This window comes from Enterobacter cloacae complex sp. SHL012, assembly GCF_049237505.1.
In the GTDB taxonomy this organism is placed as follows: Bacteria; Pseudomonadota; Gammaproteobacteria; order Enterobacterales; family Enterobacteriaceae; genus Enterobacter; species Enterobacter kobei.
The window spans coordinates 327,985-349,185 of the sequence record NZ_JBMKIZ010000001.1 but is presented as its reverse complement, the minus strand read 5'-3'; the positions used below and the strand labels follow the sequence as shown (position 1 = coordinate 349,185).

25 protein-coding genes are annotated in these 21,201 nt (G+C 54.7%); 12 read left to right on the top strand and 13 right to left on the bottom strand.

Going from position 1 to position 21,201, the window contains the following annotated elements:
* Position 1: 1 nt before the first annotated feature.
* The 3 genes from ACOTY9_RS01785 to ACOTY9_RS01775 are packed head-to-tail and all read right to left on the bottom strand — an operon-like array spanning position 2 to position 2,408.
* Positions 2-1,261 (bottom strand): NAD(P)/FAD-dependent oxidoreductase, encoded by a 1,260-nt coding sequence (locus tag ACOTY9_RS01785; protein ID WP_348565517.1) that lies wholly within the window; start codon positions 1,259-1,261, stop codon positions 2-4.
* Positions 1,258-1,977 (bottom strand): SDR family NAD(P)-dependent oxidoreductase, encoded by a 720-nt coding sequence (locus ACOTY9_RS01780; RefSeq protein WP_045135153.1) that lies wholly within the window; start codon positions 1,975-1,977, stop codon positions 1,258-1,260. Before ACOTY9_RS01780 ends, ACOTY9_RS01785 begins: the two co-directional genes overlap by 4 nt.
* A complete protein-coding gene (locus ACOTY9_RS01775; RefSeq protein WP_014883743.1) occupies positions 1,974-2,408 on the bottom strand; it encodes a nuclear transport factor 2 family protein in 435 nt (144 codons plus the stop codon). Before ACOTY9_RS01775 ends, ACOTY9_RS01780 begins: the two co-directional genes overlap by 4 nt.
* 259 nt (positions 2,409-2,667) lie before the next feature.
* On the opposite strand from ACOTY9_RS01775, the gene ACOTY9_RS01770 reads away from it, so the two are divergent.
* Positions 2,668-2,865, top strand: a complete 198-nt coding sequence (locus ACOTY9_RS01770) for a hypothetical protein (RefSeq protein ID WP_045135163.1) — start codon at positions 2,668-2,670, stop codon at positions 2,863-2,865.
* Between the two features lies 1 nt (position 2,866).
* Positions 2,867-3,625, top strand: coding sequence for a hypothetical protein (locus ACOTY9_RS01765; protein WP_023330351.1), 759 nt, complete (start codon positions 2,867-2,869; stop codon positions 3,623-3,625).
* Positions 3,626-3,643: 18 nt separating this feature from the next.
* Here ACOTY9_RS01765 and ACOTY9_RS01760 read toward each other — a convergent pair whose 3' ends face one another.
* Entirely contained in the window at positions 3,644-4,045 is a 402-nt protein-coding gene (locus tag ACOTY9_RS01760) for a VOC family protein (protein ID WP_023330350.1), read from the bottom strand.
* Positions 4,046-4,337: 292 nt separating this feature from the next.
* Complete coding sequence (locus ACOTY9_RS01755; RefSeq protein ID WP_348565518.1) at positions 4,338-4,916, bottom strand: TetR/AcrR family transcriptional regulator; 579 nt, start codon at positions 4,914-4,916, stop codon at positions 4,338-4,340.
* A gap of 104 nt (positions 4,917-5,020) precedes the next feature.
* On the opposite strand from ACOTY9_RS01755, the gene ACOTY9_RS01750 reads away from it, so the two are divergent.
* On the top strand, positions 5,021-5,488 hold the full coding sequence (locus ACOTY9_RS01750) for a DUF1348 family protein (protein WP_014883739.1): 468 nt from the start codon (positions 5,021-5,023) through the stop codon (positions 5,486-5,488).
* Between the two features lie 40 nt (positions 5,489-5,528).
* Here the strand turns inward: ACOTY9_RS01750 and ACOTY9_RS01745 are convergent, their stop codons facing one another.
* Both ACOTY9_RS01745 and ACOTY9_RS01740 read right to left on the bottom strand, forming a co-directional pair.
* A complete protein-coding gene (locus ACOTY9_RS01745; protein ID WP_241820334.1) occupies positions 5,529-6,068 on the bottom strand; it encodes an ester cyclase in 540 nt (179 codons plus the stop codon).
* 20 nt (positions 6,069-6,088) lie between these two features.
* Complete coding sequence (locus ACOTY9_RS01740; RefSeq protein ID WP_348565519.1) at positions 6,089-7,192, bottom strand: alkene reductase; 1,104 nt, start codon at positions 7,190-7,192, stop codon at positions 6,089-6,091.
* A gap of 99 nt (positions 7,193-7,291) precedes the next feature.
* Here ACOTY9_RS01740 and ACOTY9_RS01735 point away from each other — a divergent pair, with 99 nt between their 5' ends.
* The 7 genes from ACOTY9_RS01735 to ACOTY9_RS01705 all read left to right on the top strand — a co-directional run bounded on the left by ACOTY9_RS01735 (position 7,292) and on the right by ACOTY9_RS01705 (position 15,451).
* Entirely contained in the window at positions 7,292-8,203 is a 912-nt protein-coding gene (locus ACOTY9_RS01735; protein WP_045282069.1) for a LysR family transcriptional regulator, read from the top strand.
* Positions 8,204-8,387: 184 nt separating this feature from the next.
* Positions 8,388-9,002: a TetR/AcrR family transcriptional regulator gene (locus ACOTY9_RS01730; protein ID WP_045268106.1), complete on the top strand. Its 615-nt coding sequence runs from the start codon at positions 8,388-8,390 to the stop codon at positions 9,000-9,002.
* A 75-nt stretch (positions 9,003-9,077) separates the two neighbouring features.
* Complete coding sequence (locus tag ACOTY9_RS01725) at positions 9,078-10,187, top strand: efflux RND transporter periplasmic adaptor subunit (protein ID WP_014883732.1); 1,110 nt, start codon at positions 9,078-9,080, stop codon at positions 10,185-10,187.
* Positions 10,184-13,273 carry an efflux RND transporter permease subunit gene (locus ACOTY9_RS01720; RefSeq protein WP_421637295.1) on the top strand — a complete coding sequence of 1,030 codons (3,090 nt, stop codon included), beginning with the start codon at positions 10,184-10,186 and terminating at the stop codon, positions 13,271-13,273. Before ACOTY9_RS01725 ends, ACOTY9_RS01720 begins: the two co-directional genes overlap by 4 nt.
* 34 nt (positions 13,274-13,307) lie before the next feature.
* Entirely contained in the window at positions 13,308-13,901 is a 594-nt protein-coding gene (locus ACOTY9_RS01715) for a TetR/AcrR family transcriptional regulator (protein ID WP_348565521.1), read from the top strand.
* 73 nt (positions 13,902-13,974) lie between these two features.
* On the top strand, positions 13,975-14,574 hold the full coding sequence (locus tag ACOTY9_RS01710; protein ID WP_047027391.1) for an NAD(P)H-dependent oxidoreductase: 600 nt from the start codon (positions 13,975-13,977) through the stop codon (positions 14,572-14,574).
* 337 nt (positions 14,575-14,911) lie between these two features.
* Positions 14,912-15,451, top strand: a complete 540-nt coding sequence (locus ACOTY9_RS01705; RefSeq protein WP_014883728.1) for a cysteine hydrolase family protein — start codon at positions 14,912-14,914, stop codon at positions 15,449-15,451.
* Between the two features lie 64 nt (positions 15,452-15,515).
* On the opposite strand, the gene ACOTY9_RS01700 is transcribed toward ACOTY9_RS01705, so the two are convergent.
* A complete protein-coding gene (locus tag ACOTY9_RS01700) occupies positions 15,516-15,992 on the bottom strand; it encodes a WbuC family cupin fold metalloprotein (RefSeq protein ID WP_014883727.1) in 477 nt (158 codons plus the stop codon).
* A gap of 468 nt (positions 15,993-16,460) precedes the next feature.
* On the opposite strand from ACOTY9_RS01700, the gene ACOTY9_RS01695 reads away from it, so the two are divergent.
* On the top strand, positions 16,461-16,901 hold the full coding sequence (locus ACOTY9_RS01695) for a VOC family protein (protein WP_014883723.1): 441 nt from the start codon (positions 16,461-16,463) through the stop codon (positions 16,899-16,901).
* Here ACOTY9_RS01695 and ACOTY9_RS01690 read toward each other — a convergent pair.
* Positions 16,876-17,490 (bottom strand): TetR/AcrR family transcriptional regulator, encoded by a 615-nt coding sequence (locus ACOTY9_RS01690; RefSeq protein ID WP_348565522.1) that lies wholly within the window; start codon positions 17,488-17,490, stop codon positions 16,876-16,878. The two genes, ACOTY9_RS01695 and ACOTY9_RS01690, sit on opposite strands and share 26 nt — an antisense overlap.
* A 139-nt stretch (positions 17,491-17,629) precedes the next feature.
* On the opposite strand from ACOTY9_RS01690, the gene ACOTY9_RS01685 reads away from it, so the two are divergent.
* Entirely contained in the window at positions 17,630-18,031 is a 402-nt protein-coding gene (locus ACOTY9_RS01685) for a RidA family protein (protein ID WP_014883721.1), read from the top strand.
* A 115-nt stretch (positions 18,032-18,146) separates the two neighbouring features.
* Here ACOTY9_RS01685 and ACOTY9_RS01680 read toward each other — a convergent pair whose 3' ends face one another.
* The 4 genes from ACOTY9_RS01680 to ACOTY9_RS01665 form a co-directional block, all read right to left on the bottom strand.
* Positions 18,147-18,521, bottom strand: a complete 375-nt coding sequence (locus ACOTY9_RS01680) for a cell envelope integrity TolA C-terminal domain-containing protein (protein ID WP_348565737.1) — start codon at positions 18,519-18,521, stop codon at positions 18,147-18,149.
* Positions 18,522-18,736: 215 nt separating this feature from the next.
* On the bottom strand, positions 18,737-19,219 hold the full coding sequence (locus ACOTY9_RS01675) for a glutathione peroxidase (protein ID WP_348565523.1): 483 nt from the start codon (positions 19,217-19,219) through the stop codon (positions 18,737-18,739).
* 59 nt (positions 19,220-19,278) lie between these two features.
* Positions 19,279-19,770: a DinB family protein gene (locus ACOTY9_RS01670; RefSeq protein WP_348565524.1), complete on the bottom strand. Its 492-nt coding sequence runs from the start codon at positions 19,768-19,770 to the stop codon at positions 19,279-19,281.
* Positions 19,771-19,992: 222 nt separating this feature from the next.
* Positions 19,993-21,198: an MFS transporter gene (locus tag ACOTY9_RS01665; RefSeq protein ID WP_348565525.1), complete on the bottom strand. Its 1,206-nt coding sequence runs from the start codon at positions 21,196-21,198 to the stop codon at positions 19,993-19,995.
* Positions 21,199-21,201: the final 3 nt, after the last annotated feature.

Below are 21,201 nucleotides of genomic sequence, written 5' to 3'. Positions count from 1 at the left end.
CTTAGTTCCCCTCTCCGGCCGCGATCGCGTTGACCACGTCCAGCGCGCTGCGGACGCCATCCTCGTGAAAACCGTTGTACCAGTAAGCCCCGCAGAACCAGCTTCGCTGGTGACCGTTGATCTCACCGCGACGCGCCTGCGCCCGCCAGCTTTGCGGGTTAAACAGCGGATGTTCATAAACAAAGCGCTGTAACACGAAGCGTTCATCCACCGGCGTTTCCGGGTTCAGGGTGACGCAGAACAGCGGGCTCCCCTCTGGCAGCCCTTGCAGAATGTTCATGTTGTAGGTGACGCAGGCGCTGGCCTGCTCATGCTCGCTCAGGCGGTAGTTCCAGCTGGCCCACGCGCGCTTGCGTACCGGCAGCCAGCGCGGATCGCTGTGCAAAATTACCTCGTTGCGCTGCCAGCCGATATCCCCCAGCACCTCGCGCTCTGCTGGCGTCGGCGCCTCAAGCATGGCCAGCGCCTCGGCGGAGTGGCAGGCAAAAATCACCTGATCGAAGGTATGGCTGGCGTTTTCGAACTGAAGCGTGACCCCGTCTTTGTGGCGGCTGACACGCTGCACCGGCGCGTTCAGGCGTAACGTCAGGCGGTCGCCCAGCTTTTCCAGCATTGCGCGGATGTACTCCCGCGAGCCGCCCGGTACCACGTACCACTGCGGACGATGGGTAATATCCAGCAGACCATGATGATTAAAAAAGCGCAGGAAGAGCGGCAGCGGGAAACGCTTCATCTCCTGCAACGACGACGACCAGATGGCGGCGCCCATCGGCAGAATGTAGTGGCGCGCAAAAAACGGCGTGAAGCCATGCTGTTGCAGAAACGTCTCCAGCGTGGCGTGCGGATCCACGTCCCCTTCCAGCGCCTGTTTTGCCAGCCGATTAAAGCGGACGATCTCTCCGAGCAGACGCCAGAATGCCGGATTCACCAGATTTCGGCGCTGGGCAAACAGCGACGTCAGGGTGTGTCCGTTGTACTCCAGCCCCGTCTGGGGGTTGTGCACCGAAAAGCTCATCTGCGTTTTTTGCCCGCTGATGCCGAGCTCGCTGAGCAGGCCCATAAAGCGCGGATAGGTCCGGTCGTTGTAGACGATAAAGCCGGTATCAATCGCCCAGTTGCCCTGTGGCGTCGAGACATCTACCGTTGCGGTATGGCCGCCAGGCGTGGCGCCCGCTTCAAACAGGGTCACCTGATGGTGACCGGCCAGCCGCCAGGCGCAGGTCAGGCCGGCAATTCCGCTGCCGATAATCGCAATCTTCATGAACGTACCATCCTGCGCAGCAGTGTGCGCTGCAAAAACGCGGGTAGCCTGGAGAGCAGCCGCAAAATGAAGCCGAATCGGGTGGGAAACGCGATGTGCATTTTCCCTTTCGCCAGTCCGGAACGGATCGCCTTGACCGCCTCGTCAACGCTCACCCTGCCCGGCATGGCGAAATCGTTTTTGCGCGTCAGGGGGGTATCGACAAAGCCTGGGGAGATCACCGTGACGGCAATCCCTTTGGGCTCCCAGTCCAGGCGCAGACTGTCCGCAAACCAGCTCAGCGCGGCTTTAGACGCGCCGTAGGCTTCTGCCCGCGGGAACGGAAGCCAATGGGCCATCGAACTCACCAGCACCACGCGGTTGCCGGCAGCCAGCTGCGGCTGCAACGCGGCAAGACAGTTCACCGGGCCGAGGAAATTGGTGTTCATAACCCGCTCCACCAGCGCCGCGTCCACTACGCCCCGATCGAGGTACTCGCAGGTACCGGCGCAGAGAATAACCAGATCGGCGTAAACGCCGCTCAGCGCCTGGCGACAGGCGTCCCTGTCTGTCATATCGAACAGGCGAACCGTGAGATTGGGGCAGGTCTGATGCAAGGCTTCAAGGCGCGCAGGATCCCGCCCACAGGCAATCACGTGGTACCCCTCCGCAGCGAAGGAGGTCGCCAGCCCGGCGCCAATACCCGAGCTTGCGCCGGTGATCAGTACCGTTTTCATGATTTCACCCTCCGCTTCACGCCGCGTACCGCCCAGCCCAGCAGCGGAAGATGTTCGTAGATCATCTCTCCCGCATCGTAGTAGTCGCGCTGACGCGTGATAAGACCCTTTTCCGTGTCCACCACCGAACAGCCCGGCAGTTCGAGCGGGTCCCCTCCGGCGATGCGCGGGTGCGACCAGTGCATCACCCAGGTCACAACAAAGCGGTTTTCACTGCACAGCGGTGGATCAATGGTAAAACGGCAGTTTTCGACATTCGCCAGCAGATGGGTGAAATAGCGCTGAAGCGCAAAGATACCGTCGTGCTCGCCGAACGGATCGATTAGCGTGGCATCCGAATGATAAAGCCCGACCAGTGCGGAGGGCGGCTGGCTATCCAGTGCGCTGTAGTACTCAACAAACCGACTCACGACAGAGGGCAAAGTGCTCATGGGTCACATCCTGGCTGTAAACAACGTGGCGTAATCGCATAATTAAAACTTACACAATTAACGTTATTTGTCCAAGTTTGTGCATATCTATTTTTAATATTTCAAATATATCAATAAGTTAATGTCAGACCAAAAACTGTCTTTTGTAGGCCGGGTAAGGCGTAGCCGCCACCCGGCTTTGTTTTTTCAGTTTAAACTTAAGGCAAATCTCCCAATCTTCTTCCAGGCTTATTCTTTTAAATTCATAAGGATGCCTGACGTGAGACGTTTCTTTTTCTCATTTTTCTCAAGCCCTGAATCCTTGCTGCAGGTGATGAGTCAGCAGGAGATCATCGAAGCCGTGGAGGATGGTGACCGCATCATCATCGACCAGGACGGGAATGCATCGGTGAACTACAAAAGCAATGAGGTACGGCAGGATTTTCTGCGGCACGTCAACGCGCTGAAGAGGGCCTGATATGGGAACGGCGATATTTATGGTGCTGATGGTGTGCGGGTACTGGTACACCAGTCGCGATCTGTCGACGCGCTTTAAAATCAAGCGCTCTTTCGGCTGGGACGTCTATTTCCTTGTTGCGCTTTATGGCTGTATTTTCGTGCTCCAGGGCGTGGTTGCCACGGGACTGCTTTGGCTCCTGCTTCTCGCCCTTTCTGCCGCCAATAACGCCTTTCACTTTGCCTCACCGAAATATACCGACTGGCAAATCGACTTTATGAACTGGAGTTTTTTAGGCATTCAGGCGCCTGTGGTCGTGATGCTGGCGTTTGCCATCCTGTTTTGCCTCTATCGCTCCAACTGGGCAGGCAGCGCCAGGCTGGACGGTGAAAGCCGGAAAAAGCTCTACAAACGGCTTGCCCAGTCGAGCGGTATTGAACAACTGCTCTATCAGTGTATGGAGCAAGGCGAGCTGGCGCAGGTGACGCTTCGGTCGCGGCGGATATATATCGGCATGATCCACACCGCGACGCTGGAATACGAAAACACGGCCAATATTGTGCTGATACCGATGTTAAGCGGGTACAGAGACGAGAAGACAATGAATTTGCGCATCGAGAATAATTACAGCAAGTGGTATGCGGAGCATGACATCACGCTCGACTCCGAACCCCGCAGCGCTATGTCATTCCGAAAGGTGATTTTACTCAATCAGATAGAGAGCCTCTCACTGTTCGATCCCGCCAGCGCCAGCGCGCTTTCTCTGGCGCAGCGGGAGTGACCAATATTCTGGTGCGATTCAGCCCTGGGCCTTTTGAAAGAGGTCCCAGCGGTTGCCGTAGAGATCTTCAAACACCACCACCGTACCGTACTCTTCCTCACGAGGTGCTTCACAGAAATGAACGCCTTTTTCTTTCATGGCATGGTAATCGCGCCAAAAATCATCCGTCTGAAGGAACAGGAAAACCCGGCCACCGCATTGATTGCCGATAAAGGCTTCCTGCCTCTCATTAGAAGCCCGTGCCAGCAGAATATTGCAGTCGCTTTCCGGATTTGGCGTGACGACAACCCAGCGTTTATCCTGCTGCGGCGTGTCCTCGACAAGGGTAAACCCCAGCTTGTCGGTGTAGTATTCAATTGCGCGATCGTAGTCATCAACCACAATAGCCACGCACCCCAGACATCGCTTCTGTGTTCTCATTTTCCGTTTCCTTTACCCTGAATGGTTATGCCCAGCGCATTCCCACAGAATACGCGCGCATAAAAATATTTTATAGATCGGTTAGCGTCGCAAAAATCCGTGCCGCTAAGGCGGCGGGGATCCTGATGAAGGCAGCGAAGGATGCCGACGCACCCGTCCTGCTGATGGGACACGGAATTATCAACCGGTATATTGCGAAAGAACTGCTCGCATCTGGCTGGAAAGAACAGACCCGCCCCCGTACCGGTTACTGGGGTGCGGGTGTTTACAGCCGTTACCCCCCCGGAAAAGCTTATTTTTCCATTAACTGTTCCAGACCGCGTGATAACGAGTGGAGGACAGCATCCGTCTCCACGCCCATTTGCGCATGAATAATGGCGCCGTCAATAAGCAACATGATTTCGTTGATCACGCGCTCATCAGCGATCTTCGTCAGCGACGTAATCATTTTCTTTGTTTCGAGTTTATGGTCACGGCATATCGCCTTTATTTCACTTTCAATATCTTCAGACTTCGCCTCTGCACTGGCGTTAATAAACGCGCAGCCGTGAAACTCGGGTGAAACAAACCATTCGTAAAGCGTGGCAGATAATGCCTCTGACGATGCCTGACCGGCGTTGAGATTACGCCGCAATGAGGTCTCAAACCAGTTCATCCATATTTCATGCCGATAGTGCAAATAGGCGAGAATCAATAAACTTTTACTCGGAAAGTGGCGATAGAAAGTTACCTTGGTCACTTTCGCCTCTTTAATCAACATATCCACGCCCGTTGCCTTGAAGCCCGTGGAATAAAAGAGATCGTGAGCGGTATGTAATATTTTATCCCTGACGCTGATTTTTGTCTCGTTGCTTGCGGGTTCTGTTTTCATTTTTCGGCAGCCTCAAAAAGGGATGTTGACAACGTTATTTTTCAGGCATAGATTAACACAAGTAGACAGATCTGTCTACATGATATCACACTGAGGTAATCGCCATGAATACACGCCCTCCTTTACCGCCCTTCACCCGTGAAAGCGCCATCGAAAAAGTCAGACTCGCCGAAGACGGCTGGAACAGTCGCGACCCGGCAAAAGTCGCGCTGGCCTATTCGCTGGATACCCAATGGCGCAACCGCGCAGAATTCGCCACCAACCGTGAAGAAGCGCAGGCGTTTCTGGAACGGAAGTGGAAAAAAGAGCTGGGTTACCGCCTGATTAAGGAGCTCTGGGCATTTACGGATAACCGGATCGCGGTGCGCTATGCTTATGAATGGCATGATGATTCCGGCAACTGGTACCGTTCCTACGGCAATGAAAACTGGGAGTTTGAAGCGGACGGGTTGATGAAGCGTCGTTTTGCCTGCGTGAACGATATGCCAATAAAAGAATCTGAGCGACTGTTCCACTGGCCGCAGGGCAGACGCCCGGACGATCACCCCTCGCTGAGCGATCTGGGGTTATAGGATTTTCGCATCACTCCGGGGCGCCCCCGGAGTGATGAATTTACAGTGCGCCCAGCTGTTTCATCAGCGTCAGGTTGTCCTCAATATGCCAGTTAGCCACAATTTTACCGTCATTAATTTCATAGATATCCGTGGCGATAAAATCTATTTTCTGCCCCTTTCCTTTTAGCTCGCCAAATGTTCCGGTAAACGTGCCGTGAAAATGTAAATGGGAGACCACACGATTACCGGAAATAACCATCTGCTCAACGTCACAGCGCAAATCAGGTACGGCAGTACGAAATGCCCGGGAGGCTAAAATAGCGCCCTCGGGTCCCTGTTTACGCCCTTCCGGCGGCGTTTTATCAATAAAGTTAACTGCAAGCGCTTCACGCGCCAGAGACGGCGTCCCCGTATTCCAGAACGTTGCATATTTTCTGGCTGCAGCCTCATTCGCGGCTAATTGCGCCTGCGGCAGGCTTTTATCGACAATCAGCTGCTGTGGTTTCACCCACTCCTCCTGCGCCGAATAAGCAGCGCCCGACAGACCGATAAAAATAAGCGGCAATAAGGCAGAACGAAAACAGGTCGAATAGTTCATTATTTTCTCTCGATAATTTATCAGGATAACGGCAAGGTGGGATAATCGGTATATCCCGTCGCACTGCCACCAAACAGCGTGGCGGGATCGCGCACCTGGGCCAGCGGCAACTTGTGCGCCAGCCGGTGAGGTAAATCCGGGTTGGCAATAAATGGCCTTCCGAAGGCAATCAAATCGGCATAGCCAGCCGTAAGTATTTGTTCGGCTTTGTTAAGGTCATAGTTGCCCGCGACGATAAGGGTTCCGCTAAACGTCTCGCGCAGGGATTGACGGAAAATGTCGGGTACCTGCGGCGCGTCGTCCCAGTCGGCTTCCGCCAGGTGGATGAATGCTATCCCGTGTTGTTCGCACCAGGCCGCCAGAGCGAGGATGGCGTCGATCACCTGCGGGTCATTCATCCCCCGCTGGGTAATAAACGGCGAAAGGCGGATGCCCGTACGCTCGGGCCCAATGGCCTCCGCAATCGCGTACAAGACCTCCTGGGCAAAGCGGATCCGGTTAGCAAGCGTGCCGCCATACTCGTCCGTGCGTTTATTGGAGGTTTGACGCAGGAACTGGTCAATCAAATAGCCGTTTCCGCCGTGAACTTCCACGCCATCAAAGCCGGCCTGGACGGCATTCAGTGCCGCCTGGCGATAGTCCGCGATGATGCCGTGAATGTCTTTGCGCGTCAGCGTTCTTGGCTGCGGGCAGTCAACCATTTGGCCTTCGCCCTTTTCGTTCACCACCCACACTTTCGCGTCCGGTGCCAGCGCTGACGGGGCCACGGGCAGACCATCCTGATGAAAACTGGCGTGCGACATTCGCCCGACGTGCCAGAGCTGAGAAAAAATCACCCCGCCCGCCTGATGCACGGCCCCCGTCGTGAGTTGCCATCCTGAAACCTGCTCCGGCGAATGGATGCCGGGAGTCCAGGAGTATCCCTGGCCCTGCGGGGAGATCTGGGTGGCTTCGGTGATGATTAAACCCGCGCTGGCCCGCTGCCGGTAGTATTCCGCCATCAGCGACGAGGGAATATTGCCTGGCTGAAGGGAACGCGCGCGGGTCATTGGCGCCATAACGATACGGTTTTTCAGGTCCTGCTGACCCAACCGGTAACGGTCAAAAAGTGAGGAACGGTTCATGTTTTCATCCCTTATGGTTTGGATGAAATCACTTTACAGGCGGTATTTCATTTTGATAATTACACTGAAAACTGATGCACTTTTCGGAAAATATGAATAATGGGCAAGCTTGAAGATATGGCATTGCTGGTTGAAGTGGCCGAGGCCGGGGGGCTTTCCGCCGCCGGACGACGGCTGTCGCTCTCTCCTGCGACCATGACGGCCAGACTGAAGGCGATTGAAGAACGTTACCAGACTCGCCTGTTTCACCGTTCAACGCGATCCATCACGCTGACCCGTGCCGGAGAAGAGTTTTATCATGCCGCGCTGCGCGTGCTGGAAGAGATGCGCCATGCCGAGTCGCTCCTGACGCAAAAAGAGGGCGTCCTCAGCGGCAATATTCGCCTTTCTGCCCCCTCGGATTTTGGCAGACAGTATCTTAGCCCCGCCGTGGTGGAGTTTTCCCGACGCCATCCTGACGTGAAATTTTTCATCGCGTTAAGAGAACATGTTGAAGATCTGGTCGCTAACCGGCTGGATATGAGCGTGCGTTTCGGTAACCTGCCGGACAGCAGCCTGGTCGTCAGAAACATCCGCCCAAATCATCGGGTGCTGGTGGCCTCTGCGGCGTATCTTAGCAACCGCGGCGTCCCCGCCACATTTGCGGAGTTAGCCCATCACCGGTGCCTGGCACTTGAGTCTCAGGGCGTGGTGATGAACGAATGGCGCTTTGAAAAAGATGGCGAGGAAAGTGTCGTTCGCGTAGAGCCAGCCATGGTGTGCGACGACGGGGCATTGCTTCGTCAGTGGGCGCTCAGCGGCGCTGGCATTGCGGGGAAATCCTGGTGGGATGTGAAGGACGATGTTGAGGCCGGAAGACTCACCGTCCTGTTTGCTGACAGTTTTACCGGTTTTAGCCGATACGACCGCAAAGATGTCGGGCTACAGTTTGTTTACCCGCAGCGTAAACTGCAGCCGCTTCAGGTCACGGCCTTTAGCCAGTTTTTTCTCGACTGGCTAAAAAAACGGTAGCGTGAATGTTGGTTTAACCCGCTTAAAATTCATCGACACAAGACTGCCTTAATGCGCGAAAAACAGTGATACACTTACCCCATCGGGTGGGTCTTCCCGTTTGAACTCATGAGGAAACAACAGTAACCAAATTACGATATAGTCACTCGTTGTCAATCCTGGCCTGTCACGCTAAGCTTAAATAATGACTAAAAATATGAACGCCCCATCAATACGTGGTCCACTTGACCATTCTGTCAGAGAGCAAATCGTCGAAGCGGCTTTTGAGCACTTCGGGCATTACGGCTATGAAAAAACCACCGTCGCCGAACTCGCGAAATCCATCGGTTTCTCTAAGTCCTACATTTATAAGTTTTTCGATTCCAAACAGGCTATTGGCGAGGTGATCTGCGCTAACCGCCTGGAGCTGATCATGGCGGCGGTGCTTTCTGCCATCGAGGATGCGCCGTCAGCCAGCGAAAAATTACGCCGTCTGTTCAAAGCGCTTGCCGAGGCCGGAAGCGAGCTGTTTTTCCACGATCGGAAGCTTTACGACATTGCCGCCGTCGCCGCACGGGACAAATGGCCGTCTACTGAAAGGTATACAGACGGCCTGATGAAGCTGATTGAGAGCATCATTATTGAAGGCAGGCAGGCGGGTGAATTCGAAAGAAAAACGCCGCTGGATGAGGTCACGCAGGCTATCCACATGGTGATGTGCCCTTATATCAATCCCATACAGCTGCAATACAACCTCGAAACGGCCCCCACTGCGGCGGTGCTTCTCTCTTCGCTGGTATTAAGAAGCCTGGCCCCCTGACTAGTGACCATTGACTTTATTGGTCACTAGTCTGAGAATGCGGAAACTGTCCTGTTACTTCTATAAGGGTTTCCCATGCTCAGGCTCAATACAGCCCGCCTTGCCGTTAGCCTTCTGCCGTTTGTCCTCGTGGCGTGCGGCGATAATTCCGCGAGTGACGATCCGCGCACTAAGCCACCGCTTGTCAGATCCGCCGCCATCGAGCTTGCGAACAATACTGCTCACGCCTTTACCGGCGTGGTGGTGGCGAGAACGCAAAGTGATTTGGGTTTCAGGGTTCAGGGGAAAATCCTTGAGCGACTCGTCGATACCGGGCAAACCGTCAGACAGGGTCAGCCGTTACTGCGCCTCGATCCGGTTGACCTGAAATTACAGGCTCAGGCACAGCAGCGCACGGTGGATGCTGCCCAGGCGCGTGCGAGAAAAGCGTCCAGCGATGAGGCGCGTTATCGCGGTCTTGTGGCGTCCGGCGCCGTGTCCGCCTCGGAGTATGATCAGATCAAAGCCGCCGCCGATTCCGCCAGAGCGGAACTCAGCGCAGCCCGGGCGCAGGCCAACGTGGCGCAAAACGCAACGGGCTATGCCGTACTGCTGGCGGATTCAGACGGGGTAGTGATGGAAACCCTCGCCGAGCCGGGTCAGGTGGTGAGTGCCGGGCAAGTGGTGATCCGACTCGCCAGGGCGGGACAACGTGAAGCGCTCGTGCAGTTCCCCGAGACCCTGCGCCCTGCCGTTGGCAGCCCTGCACTGGCCACACTTTATGGCAATGAAAAACACCCGGTCAGCGCAACGCTGCGCCTGCTGTCTGATTCAGCCGATGCCACAACCCGCACCTATGAAGCCCGCTACGTGCTGAATGGTGACCTGGCAAACGCGCCGCTGGGGGCAACCGTCACGCTGAACGTTCAGGACCCAAAAGCGGAACGTCAGGTCATGCAGGTTCCGCTCGCCTCACTCTACGATGCTGGCAAAGGCCCCGGTGTCTGGCGCATTTCCGCCAGGCCGGCAAAGGTTACCTGGACGCCGGTGAAGGTGCTAAGCGTGGGTGAAGATGCCGCGCAGGTCACGGGCAGCGTGAAGCCAGGCGAGAAGATTGTGGCGCTGGGCGCACACCTTTTGCACGAGGGTGAAATCGTCAGGCTTGCAGAACAACGCAATGCCGCGCTGGCGGAGAACACGCCATGAGCGGAAGTCGCTTCAACCTGTCAGCGCTTGCCGTGCGCGAGCGCTCCATCACCCTGTTTCTGATCGTCCTTGTGACGATTGCCGGTATCTACGCCTTTTTTGGGCTTGGCCGCGCGGAAGATCCCCCTTTTACGGTGAAGCAAATGACGGTGATATCCGTCTGGCCCGGCGCAACCGCGCAGGAGATGCAGGATCAGGTCGCCGAACCGCTGGAAAAACGCCTGCAGGAGCTCAAATGGTATGACCGGACGGAAACCTATACCCGCCCCGGCATGGCGTTTATCACCTTATCGTTGCAAGACAAAACGCCCCCCGCAGAGGTGCAGGAGGCGTTCTATCAGGCGCGGAAAAAGCTGGGAGACGAATCACTGAATCTCCCTGCTGGGACGATCGGCCCGATGATCAATGACGAATTCGCCGATGTCACCTTTGCCCTTTTTGCCCTGAAAGCGAAAGGTGAACCCCAGCGGCAGCTGGTACGTGATGCCGAAGCCATGCGCCAGCAACTTTTGCACGTACCCGGCGTGAAGAAAGTGAACATTATCGGCGAACAGGCGGAGCGGATATACATCGCTTTCTCTCATGACCGACTGGCTACGTTGGGTCTTTCGCCGCAGGATATTTTCAACGCCCTTAACAATCAGAACGCGTTAAAAGCAGCGGGCTCTATTGAGACCCGGGGCGCCCAGATGTTTATCCGCCTCGACGGCGCGTTTGATGAGTTGCAGAAGATCCGCGATACACCCGTTGTAGCTCAGGGCAAAACGCTCAGGCTGTCCGATGTGGCGACGGTTGAACGGGGCTATGAAGATCCCCCTACGATGCTGATACGTAACCAGCATGAACCCGCCCTTCTGCTGGGTATCGTCATGCGTGAGGGCTGGAATGGTCTGGCACTGGGTAAAGCGCTGGATGCCGAAACGGCAAAAATAAACGCGCGTCTGCCGCTGGGCATGACCCTGAGCAAAGTCACCGACCAGTCAGTGAACATCAGCTCGGCGGTGGATGAGTTTATGATCAAATTCTTCGTCGCCCTGCTGGTGGTGATGGTGGTCTGTTTTGTCAGCATGGGCTGGCGCGTGGGGGTGGTGGTTGCAGCGGCGGTACCGTTGACGCTGGCGGTGGTCTTCGTGGTGATGGAAGCCGTGGGGATAAACTTTGACCGTGTCACGCTGGGCTCCCTGATCCTTGCCCTCGGCTTACTGGTTGATGATGCCATTATCGCCATCGAAATGATGGTGGTCAAAATGGAGGAAGGTTACGACCGGGTCAAAGCCTCCGCCTACGCCTGGAGCCATACCGCCGCGCCAATGCTGGCGGGTACGCTGGTGACGGCAATTGGCTTTATGCCAAACGGTTTTGCCCAGTCAACCGCCGGGGAATACACCAGCAATATGTTCTGGATTGTCGGCCTCGCCCTGATTGCATCGTGGTTTGTCGCCGTGGTGTTTACCCCCTATCTTGGGGTGAAGATCCTCCCGGCCATTCCCAAAGTGGAAGGAGGCCATGCCGCCATCTATGACACGCCGCGTTATAACCGTTTTCGCCGGATGCTGAGCCGCGTTATCGCCGGAAAATGGCGGGTGGCCGGTGCCGTGGTCGCTATTTTCATCCTCGCCATATTCGGCATGGGACTGGTAAAAAAACAATTTTTCCCGACATCCGATCGCCCGGAAGTGCTGGTTGAAGTGCAGATGCCCTATGGCACCTCAATCGAACAGACCCGTGCCGCAACCGCAAAAATAGAAGCATGGTTGAGCCAGCAGCCTGAGGCCAACATCGTGACGGCCTATATTGGCCAGGGATCGCCCCGCTTTTACCTGGCGATGGCCCCCGAATTACCTGACCCGTCTTTTGCAAAAATCGTGATCCTGACGGACAGCGAGACGTCACGCGAAGCGCTCAAGTTCAGGCTCAGGGAGGCTGTCGCCAGCGGCCTGGCGCCTGACGCCCGCGTGCGGGTGACGCAACTGGTCTTTGGCCCGTACTCGCCCTTCCCGGTTGCCTGGCGCGTTTCGGGGCCGGATGTCGGTACCTTACGCGATATCGCAGACAAGGTGAAAGGCGTCCTACAGGCAAGCCCAATGATGCGTACCGTCAATACCGACTGGGGATCACGCATTCCGGTATTGCATTTCACCCTCGATCAAAACCGTCTGCAGGCCACCGGCTTAACGTCCAGTGCCGTGGCTGAGCAGCTTCAGTTCTTGCTCTCAGGCGTGCCAATTACCGCCGTGCGAGAAGATATTCGCTCGGTAGAGGTCATGGGGCGCGCCGCGGGGGATATCCGTCTCGACCCGGCAAAAATTGAGGGTTTTACCCTCGTCGGCAATGCGGGGCAGCGCGTTCCGCTGTCTCAAATTGGAAAGATTGAGATCGGTATGGAAGACCCGATTTTGCGCCGCCGCGACCGCACTCCGACCATTACCGTGCGGGGTGATATCGCCGACAATCTTCAGCCACCGGATGTATCGGTCGCCATCATGAAACAGCTCCAGCCGATTATAGATACGCTACCGGCCGGATACCGCATTGAGATGGCCGGTTCGATTGAGGAATCGGGCAAAGCCACGCAGGCAATGATTCCGCTGTTCCCGATCATGATTGCGCTGACGCTGCTGATCATCATTCTGCAGGTGCGTTCGCTCTCGGCGATGGTGATGGTGTTCCTTACCGCGCCGCTGGGGCTGATTGGCGTGGTGCCGACCCTGTTGATTTTCAATCAGCCGTTTGGCATCAACGCGCTGGTGGGGTTGATCGCCCTTTCAGGCATTCTTATGCGCAATACGCTGATCCTGATTGGGCAAATCGATCATAACCAGAAGGACGGTCTCGATCCGTTCCACGCGGTGGTCGAGGCGACGGTTCAGCGAGCCCGGCCCGTACTGCTGACGGCTCTTGCCGCCGTGCTGGCGTTTATTCCTCTGACGCATTCGGTATTCTGGGGAACCCTGGCTTACACGTTGATTGGCGGAACCTTAGGCGGTACGGCCATTACGCTGGTGTTCCTGCCTGCGATGTATGCGATCTGGTTCCGGATCCGCCCTGCGGAACAGCGCGTGCAGTCCCCGGCAGAAAACGTGTAAACTACCCTAAGTAGATAACTGTTCCGAGGAAAGCATGGTTGTTAAGCGCTTAAGAAAAGAGGATCGCCGCGTACAGCTGCTGGAAGTGGCGCGCGGAATTGTCCGCCAGCAAGGCACGGAGGCACTGACGTTGGGTTACCTGGCGGAGCGGGCCAACGTGACCAAGCCTATCCCCTACGACCATTTTGGCGATCGTGAAGGGTTGCTGATGGCCTTGTATCAGGATTATAGCGATCGGCAGTTGGTGAAATTCCGTGAGACGCTGGCGGTAGACAGCAAAACGCTGGACAAGACGATCCGCTTTTTCAGCGCCGCCTATATTGATTGCGCCATGACCGCCGGGCCCGAAACCGGGCCCATCGCCGCGGCGCTGTCCGGCTCTCGCGCGTTGCAGTCGTTTCGTGAGGCGTGCGTTGCCGAATGCGCCGACTGCCTGCGTACCGCGCTTTCCCCTTTTGTCGTCCTGAAAGGCGTTCAGGGAGAAGCGGTATTGACGGCCATCATTGGTGCGGCGGACGCGCTCAGCACCGCCGCGTGTAACGGCGTGCTCGCCCGAAATGTTGCGGAAGATACCCTCAGCGGCGCCATCACCGGGGTGCTGGAGACCTACGTGAATAGCACAAAATGATCGTTGGGTGCGGATTGACAGCTAAGTTACCAATAGTAATATAAACGTCAATTCTCACCCATTCGAGGTCGCTATGTCTGCTACACATGCCATTAATAATGCACTGATCGTGACGGCTCACCCTGTCGACAATTCGTTATCCCATTCGCTGGCCGCCCGCATTGCCGGGAAACTGCGTGAACAGGGTACGCAGGTGGAGATGGCCGATCTGCATGCCGAAGGGTTTAACCCGGCCATGTCCCGCGCCGATCTTGATTTGTACCACGGCGATCCGAGCGCCCTTCCTGAAGATATTCTGCGCGAGCAGCAGCGGGTCGAGCGGGCGGATATGCTGGTACTCGTTTTCCCGGTGTACTGGTGGTCCGTTCCCGGTCTGTTGAAAGGCTGGTTTGATCGCGTTCTGACGCTGAACTGGGCGTATAAAGTGGCAGAAGACGGCCGGATTGTGGGCAATTTGCGCGACGTTCCCGTTCGCCTTATTGCGACTGCTGGCAGCGATCTTAACGGTTTCGATAAACATGGTTATTCGACGGCGATTCAGACTCAAATAGTCGAGGGCATTTTCGGCTTCTGCGGTTTGAAGAACGTCAAACTCGATATTCTTTACCAGGCAGACACGGCGATGCCTGAGCAGGTGGAGGAGTTCCTGAAGGGGCTAGAGGGCCTTAAGTAATCCCGGCTATTCAGTCAGCAAAGGCGTGCACAGCAGGTTACGAGCCTTTGCTGACAGCTTCCTGCCGCTGCATCGTACCCCTACTCAAATTGGTGTCTTGAAGCAATGCGTTAAGCAACGCTATAACTAACGTGCTCATTCCGCATATAGCGGAATGAATAAACAAAGGTCATTCCATGTATCAGTCAGTTCAGCCAACAACCACCCTCACCACCACCGGCACCTTCGGCGGCATGAGCGTATCTGTAGCAAACGACTGACAAACAGAACCTCAATCCCCGCCTAACTGGACGGGGAAATACCTCTCCGTTCACCGCCCTCTGAATGGAGAAAGAAAATGATTTCTGACAATGCTCTCTTAATTATCGACATGCAGCAGGGCCTCTTCCGGGGCCCGGTCTCACCCTGTTCCGCCGATGCCGTTCTGGCAAATATCCGTTTGTTAATAGCCAACGCGCGCCACGCTCAGGTACCCGTCTTTTTTGCCCGCCATGTTGGACCAGACGACTCGCCCTTTTCAGCGCAGGGGCCGTTGACGCAGCTGATACCCGAGCTGGACGTGAAGGAGCAGGATGTTGTTTTCACCAAGCGCCATCCCAGCTGTTTTCGGGATACCGAATTGCTGCGTGAACTTAATCAGAGAGGCATCAAACAGCTGGTCATTGCCGGGATGAAAACAGAATTTTGTGTCGACACCACCTGCCGGGCCGCGCCGGAGCTGGGCTTCAGGACGATATTGATTTCAGATGCGCATACCACAATGGATAACGCACATTTATCCGCCACTGACATCATTGCGCATCATAACAGCACGCTGGCCGGCCCATTCGTGATGCTGTCGACTGCCGGCGACTGGCATTTTAATACGGTCAGTTGAGTTGGCGGGAGCGTCTCTCTCTATCCCGGCGTGCCTTTCCGCGCGTCGGGAAAAGTAGAGAAAATTACAGGGTAAAACCTCCATCACCCACCTGTGCCTGAGCGTACCATTTCATCAGCTCCGCACTACCGGGCGCGTTCTCAGCCGGTGACCATGGAGCGGTATCGTGCTCCGGAACAGGCTGATAGCCGCCGTGTTTCACCTCAAAAATGACGCCGCCTTTATCCAGCGACAGCACGGCATGCCAGGTACCGGCATCCATCTCCAGCACTTTGCAGTCTTCACCTAACACCACGCGCTGGGTCACGTTACCGCTGTCATCAAAATTCAACACCAGAAAGCGACCGCTCAGAGCCGTCAGCAGTTCAAACGTGTGCGGGTGGCGATGAGGGCGAACATAGGTACCTGGCTCCATCGCGATAGCCAGGCGTTGTACCGGGTCGCTCAGTTCGGGATGTAAATTTCGGTGCGCGCGTAAGCGAGGAGAATTGGCAGCCTGCTCGCTTTGTTGCTGCAGGTCACTGAACGTAATTTGTTTCATATACACCTTTGTGAATGGAGTCAGCGGGCGGCAACCCGATTGCCGCAGGACGTTATACCATTCTGAAAAGCCGATAAGCCACGGTATTTATGAAACAAAACGCTGCCAGCGTGTTGAAAACATCGCATCTGCCGCTCCGCGCGGACAGGTAATTTTAAGAGAGACAGGGATTTTTCAAGCGCTGACTCAGACCAGCCGTGGGTGTGATAAATCCATGCGGGATCTGGATAAGTTCTCGCCAGACATACCATGCTCGTGCGCCCCCTTCGGTTTCAGGTCGTAAGTATAGTGTGATGAGTCCAAAACTGAGGTTGAGTAAAACTCACGTTGAAACGCACGTCATCGCACTGAAATTTAAACCCGTCGGGAACGTGTAGACACGGTGAAAGCGATGCCAGAATTGAGAGTCGTATTTCAACTGGTCGTAAGATAAATTCAGCGTGAGTGTTACGTCATACAGGAGGGGATATGCCGCAAGCGTTACCGGAAATTGATGTTTTATTTGTCGCTGGGTTCGGGCCTATTTCACGGGATACAGCGTCCAGCGCCGCGTTTTATATCCATACACTCGGCCTTCCGCTTAAGCCGATGGAGGGGAACAGTGATTATCTGCTCGCAGAAGTGGGCCAGTTGAAAGGCGTGAAGCATTTCGCCGTCTGGCCGCTTACACAGGCGGCAATGTCCTGCTTTGGAGAAGAACAATGGCCCGCTGAGCACCCGATACCGCAAGGATGGGTTGAGTACGAGGTTCAGGACCTGGACTCGGCTACCCGTATTTTGACTGAAAAAGGCTATCGGTTGCTGGTGGCAAACCGCACAGAACCGTGGGGGCAAACCGTCACCCGTCTGCTCAGCCCGGAGGGCTTGCTTACGGGATTAACGATTACGCCGTGGCTTCGGGAGGTATGACGCCCTTCACCAGGCCATTTACCAGCAGGGTAAAAACCTGAATCGCTTTTGGTAATGCCTGCTGCGGATCTTCGCTGGCGGCCACCCACTGGGCGGCATTCAGTGCGGCACCGTTTAACAGCCAGGCGGTGGCATCAACATCTACCGGTTCGATTAAGCCGCGTTCAATCAGGTCGGAAAGGCTCTTACGCGTAGCGTCGAGGCAGTTATTCTGGCTCGGCCATTTTCCCGGGTCCCCAAGAAAAGCCGGACCATCAAGCAGAACGATGCGACGGACTTCTTCATCCAGCGCCATCTCGATATAGGCTATCCCTTCTGCCAGAAGATTTTGCTGGTCATCCTTCACATGTGCCGCTGCACTTTTGGCGCTTTGCGCCATTTCAGAATCAATCTGGGTAACGACAGCGGCAAGTAACCCTTTTTTATCGCCAAAATTATGATACAGGGCCCCGCGCGTCAGGCCCACGCTGGCGGTTAAATCATCCATCGAGGCTGCGGCAAACCCTTTTTCGGCAAAGGCTTTACGTGCAGCCGCAATCAATTTAGTGCGGGTTTCTTCCATCGTTTCGGCGCGGCGTTTGGCTGCCATAAGAACTCCTTGCAATCTACACCACGCAAGTCGTTTGACATACGCGGCGTATGTGTGATTAAGTTGACATACGCCGCGTATCTTAATTCATTTATTTATGCCGCGCATCCATTGTCCCTGTCCAAAGAAAGGATCCGTTATGAACCAACCGAAACCCGTTTTCCCTGCAAATCGCCACGCGCTGTATGAGCAGCACGGTTATTCTGCAGCGATCCGCTCTGGTGATTTACTGTTTGTTTCCGGACAGGTGGGTAGCCGGGAAGACGGTACACCCGAACCCGACTTTGCAACGCAGGTAGAGCGTGCCTTCGATAATCTCAAGGCCACGCTTGACGCTGCAGGATGTACGTTTGCCGATCTTGTTGATGTGACCACCTTTCATACCGATCCGGAGAATCAATTTCCAGCCATTATGCAGGTGAAACAAACACTTTTCCCTAAGCCACCGTATCCGAACTGGACAGCCGTGGGCGTTACCTGGCTGGCGGGATTTGATTTTGAGATAAAGGTTATCGCCCGGATCCCTGAACATCAGGAATGAACACGTTGCACACAGATATCAGAAGAACCGGTATCTGTGTGTAAATGTGCAACCGGGGCGGACATAGTGAGTGGTAACTTAGCGTGACGCTAACTTACAAAGGGCGGTTAGCGTGTTACCCACGCATATCGAAACCGGATTTTTGAAAATCTCTGTAGACTTCCGGATTGTTGAATGCCGGGAATTTGGCTTTATGGGCTGCTGATTTTATCGCTTCACAATAGGCTTTATTGCCGTTGCTGGTGGATATGTTTAAAGGCGTGCCATCCTGAGCAAATTCAATATGCAGCCTGCATTTTTTCCCTTTCCAGTTTTGCGGCTCATCCAGTTTGGCATTTATTGCCGCCCTGATTGCCCGCGCTTGCGCGCCCCACTCATCCTGATCGTCCCAGCGTCCTGAGCTGCAACTGCCCGTTGCCGTGGTCTTATGGCATCCAGAAGGATGTAACGGCGCACATCCTGCGACCATGTTCACCAGTAATGCCACCATAACAATTTTCTTTATTGTTTCAGACACGCTCACTTCTTGCCTCTCAGTCCATTTAAGCCTCAGAAATAGTTATCTATTTTTCTGTATTGACTGGACATGTTTCAACTACCAATTTTTCACACAACCCGATGCTTCCAATGAACCTTTTTATGGCGCAAGGGTAATAACCTGCGATTTCGTCTTTCATCATGCACGCTAAATCACTACCAAAGCGCTCACCTCCCCAGTGCCTCAAGAATTGCATCCTCCATTTTCTCGGGCGTCGTCATCGGTGCAAAACGCTTGAGGGGCATCCCATCGCGTCCGATCAGGAACTTCGTGAAATTCCATTTGATCCGTCCTCCCAGCACGCCAGGCAATTCGTTTTTCAGATAACGAAACACCGGGTGCACTGCGCCACCGTTTACCTCAACTTTCTCGAACATGGGGAAACTTACGCCGTAGTTAATGTAACAAGTCTTCGAGATTTCATCGGCGCCGCCGGGCTCCTGCTTCCCAAACTGGTTACAGGGAAAACCAAGCACCACTAACCCTTGACTGGCGTATTTCGTGTAGAGCGCTTCAAGGCCCGCGTATTGCGGCGTGAAGCCACACTGGCTGGCAGTATTCACGACCAAAACCACCTTACCCGCATAGTCGTCCATTGAGATAAGACGGCCATCCAGGCTGGTGGCGGTAAGTTGATGAAAATTGGTCATACTGGCATCCTTAAAAGAGAAACGGTTCGGCGTGAAATCTGGTTAACCCTCAGGTTGAATCACTCCTGATGATGGTCCCTCAGGAAAACGGTTAACACATCCTTAGGAGGGGTTATTCCCGTTTCTGAAAGCATCCAGCCCACCGCGCCGCGATGATATGAACCGTGAAAAAGGACATGATTGAGCATATCTCCTGCCTTCATTTCACCATACCCACCATCGACGAAACGAAATTTAACGATTTCAGAAAGATCAGCCGTGTTCATTGTACCGACGTGTTGAATATACCATTCAGTGCATTCGAACATCTTTGTCAGAAGCTCGTCTGCAGTCGGGGTTTCTGGCGTATTTAACGCGGTGTATTGGTGCTTTTGGCCAGTAATGTTGGCTCTGAAAATCATATCAACGACATAAACATGGTTCATAAGCCTGAGCATCAGATGATGCTTATCAGCATTCGCTAACGTATCTACCTTCATTATCGCTTGTAATGTTTCTGCATCTGCCCAGCGCTTGAACTTTAATAGCGTGACTATCGTGTTTGTGTTCATTCCCCCCCTCCAAATCAACAAAAAATTATCATATCAGCAACGTTGTCAAGCCGGTACCGGGGACTGACCAGAAAAGATCCGCAGTGAGCGAAGAGCGGACGTTAATGAGAACATGGAACCAGTAAGCATCGGCAAGTATGCCCAAAATGATGCTCATTAATTTTGGGCTTTAAATACTTTTCACATAAACATAATCCACTTACAGCAGCAGATAAAACCGTGTCAGGAGCTTAATTTATGGTCCTTTTTTGCCCGCAACTCGTTAATAATACCTAAAAATGCAAGCCCAACGGGAACAAGGGATCCCCACAGGACGGCGTTCCAGCCGTAGAGACTAAGCAGAGCACCAGAAGAAAACGATCCTACAATCATCACCCCAAACACAATAAAATCGTTCAGGGACTGAACCTGGGTTTTCTCTTCGGGACGGTGATATTCAATAATCTTCGCCGATGCGCCGGTGAAGCCAAAATTCCAGCCAAGACCCAGCAAAACCAGCGACAACCAGTAGTGAATAATATCAGTGCCACCGAGGCCGGCCAGCACAGAGCACACCGTGATAAGCAGACCCGCTGCGGCGATGCGCATGGCTCCAAAGCGGTTAATTAATTTGCCGGTGAAAAAGCCCGGACCGTACATGGCGATAACATGCCACTGGATACCGAGATTGGACGCCTGCTGAGAAATGCCGTGCATGTGCATCGAGAGTGGTGCTGCCGTCATCAGGAAGTTCATCACCATATAAGTTACCGCACCGCTGAATACTGTTCTGGCAAACCCTGGCTGTCGGACAATCTCGCGCAAAGGTCTTCCACCCGTTTTTACTGCGCTGGCAGGTTCTGTGGTCTTCACTCCTTTGAGTATGAATGCCGAAATAACGGCCACAAAGGCCTGAGCGAGAAACGTGACGGCGAAGGTATGAGGCGGCCAGAGGTGCATCGTTCCGGAAACCAGCATAGGACCAACCACGCCAGCTATCACTCCGCCTCCCATTACCAGCGACAGGGCCCGGGCCCGGCGTTCAGGCGTAACGCCGTCCGTTGCGGCAAAACGAAAGCTGAGCGCGACCGCCGCATACGCACCGCCCATAAATGCAGCAATGCAGAACAGCAAGAATGAGCCGATGAAGACGGCCAGAGCAGCCGTCAGTCCGGTAATGACGCCCGCCCCGGTGCCGACCATAAAGGCGGCTTTACGACCATTTGTCCGCGCCAGTGAACCTAACGGCAGGATACAGGCCGCCATCCCCAGAACAAACATGGTGATGGGAAGAGTGGCCAGCGAACTGCTGGGAGCCAGTGCGTTACCCACAATTGCGCCTGTGGCATAAAAAACCACGGAGTTAGCACCAGCGAGAGCCTGTGCGGCCGACAGGCGGATAATATTGTTTTTCTGATCTGCAACGGGCAGGAAATGTTCTGCGGACATGTG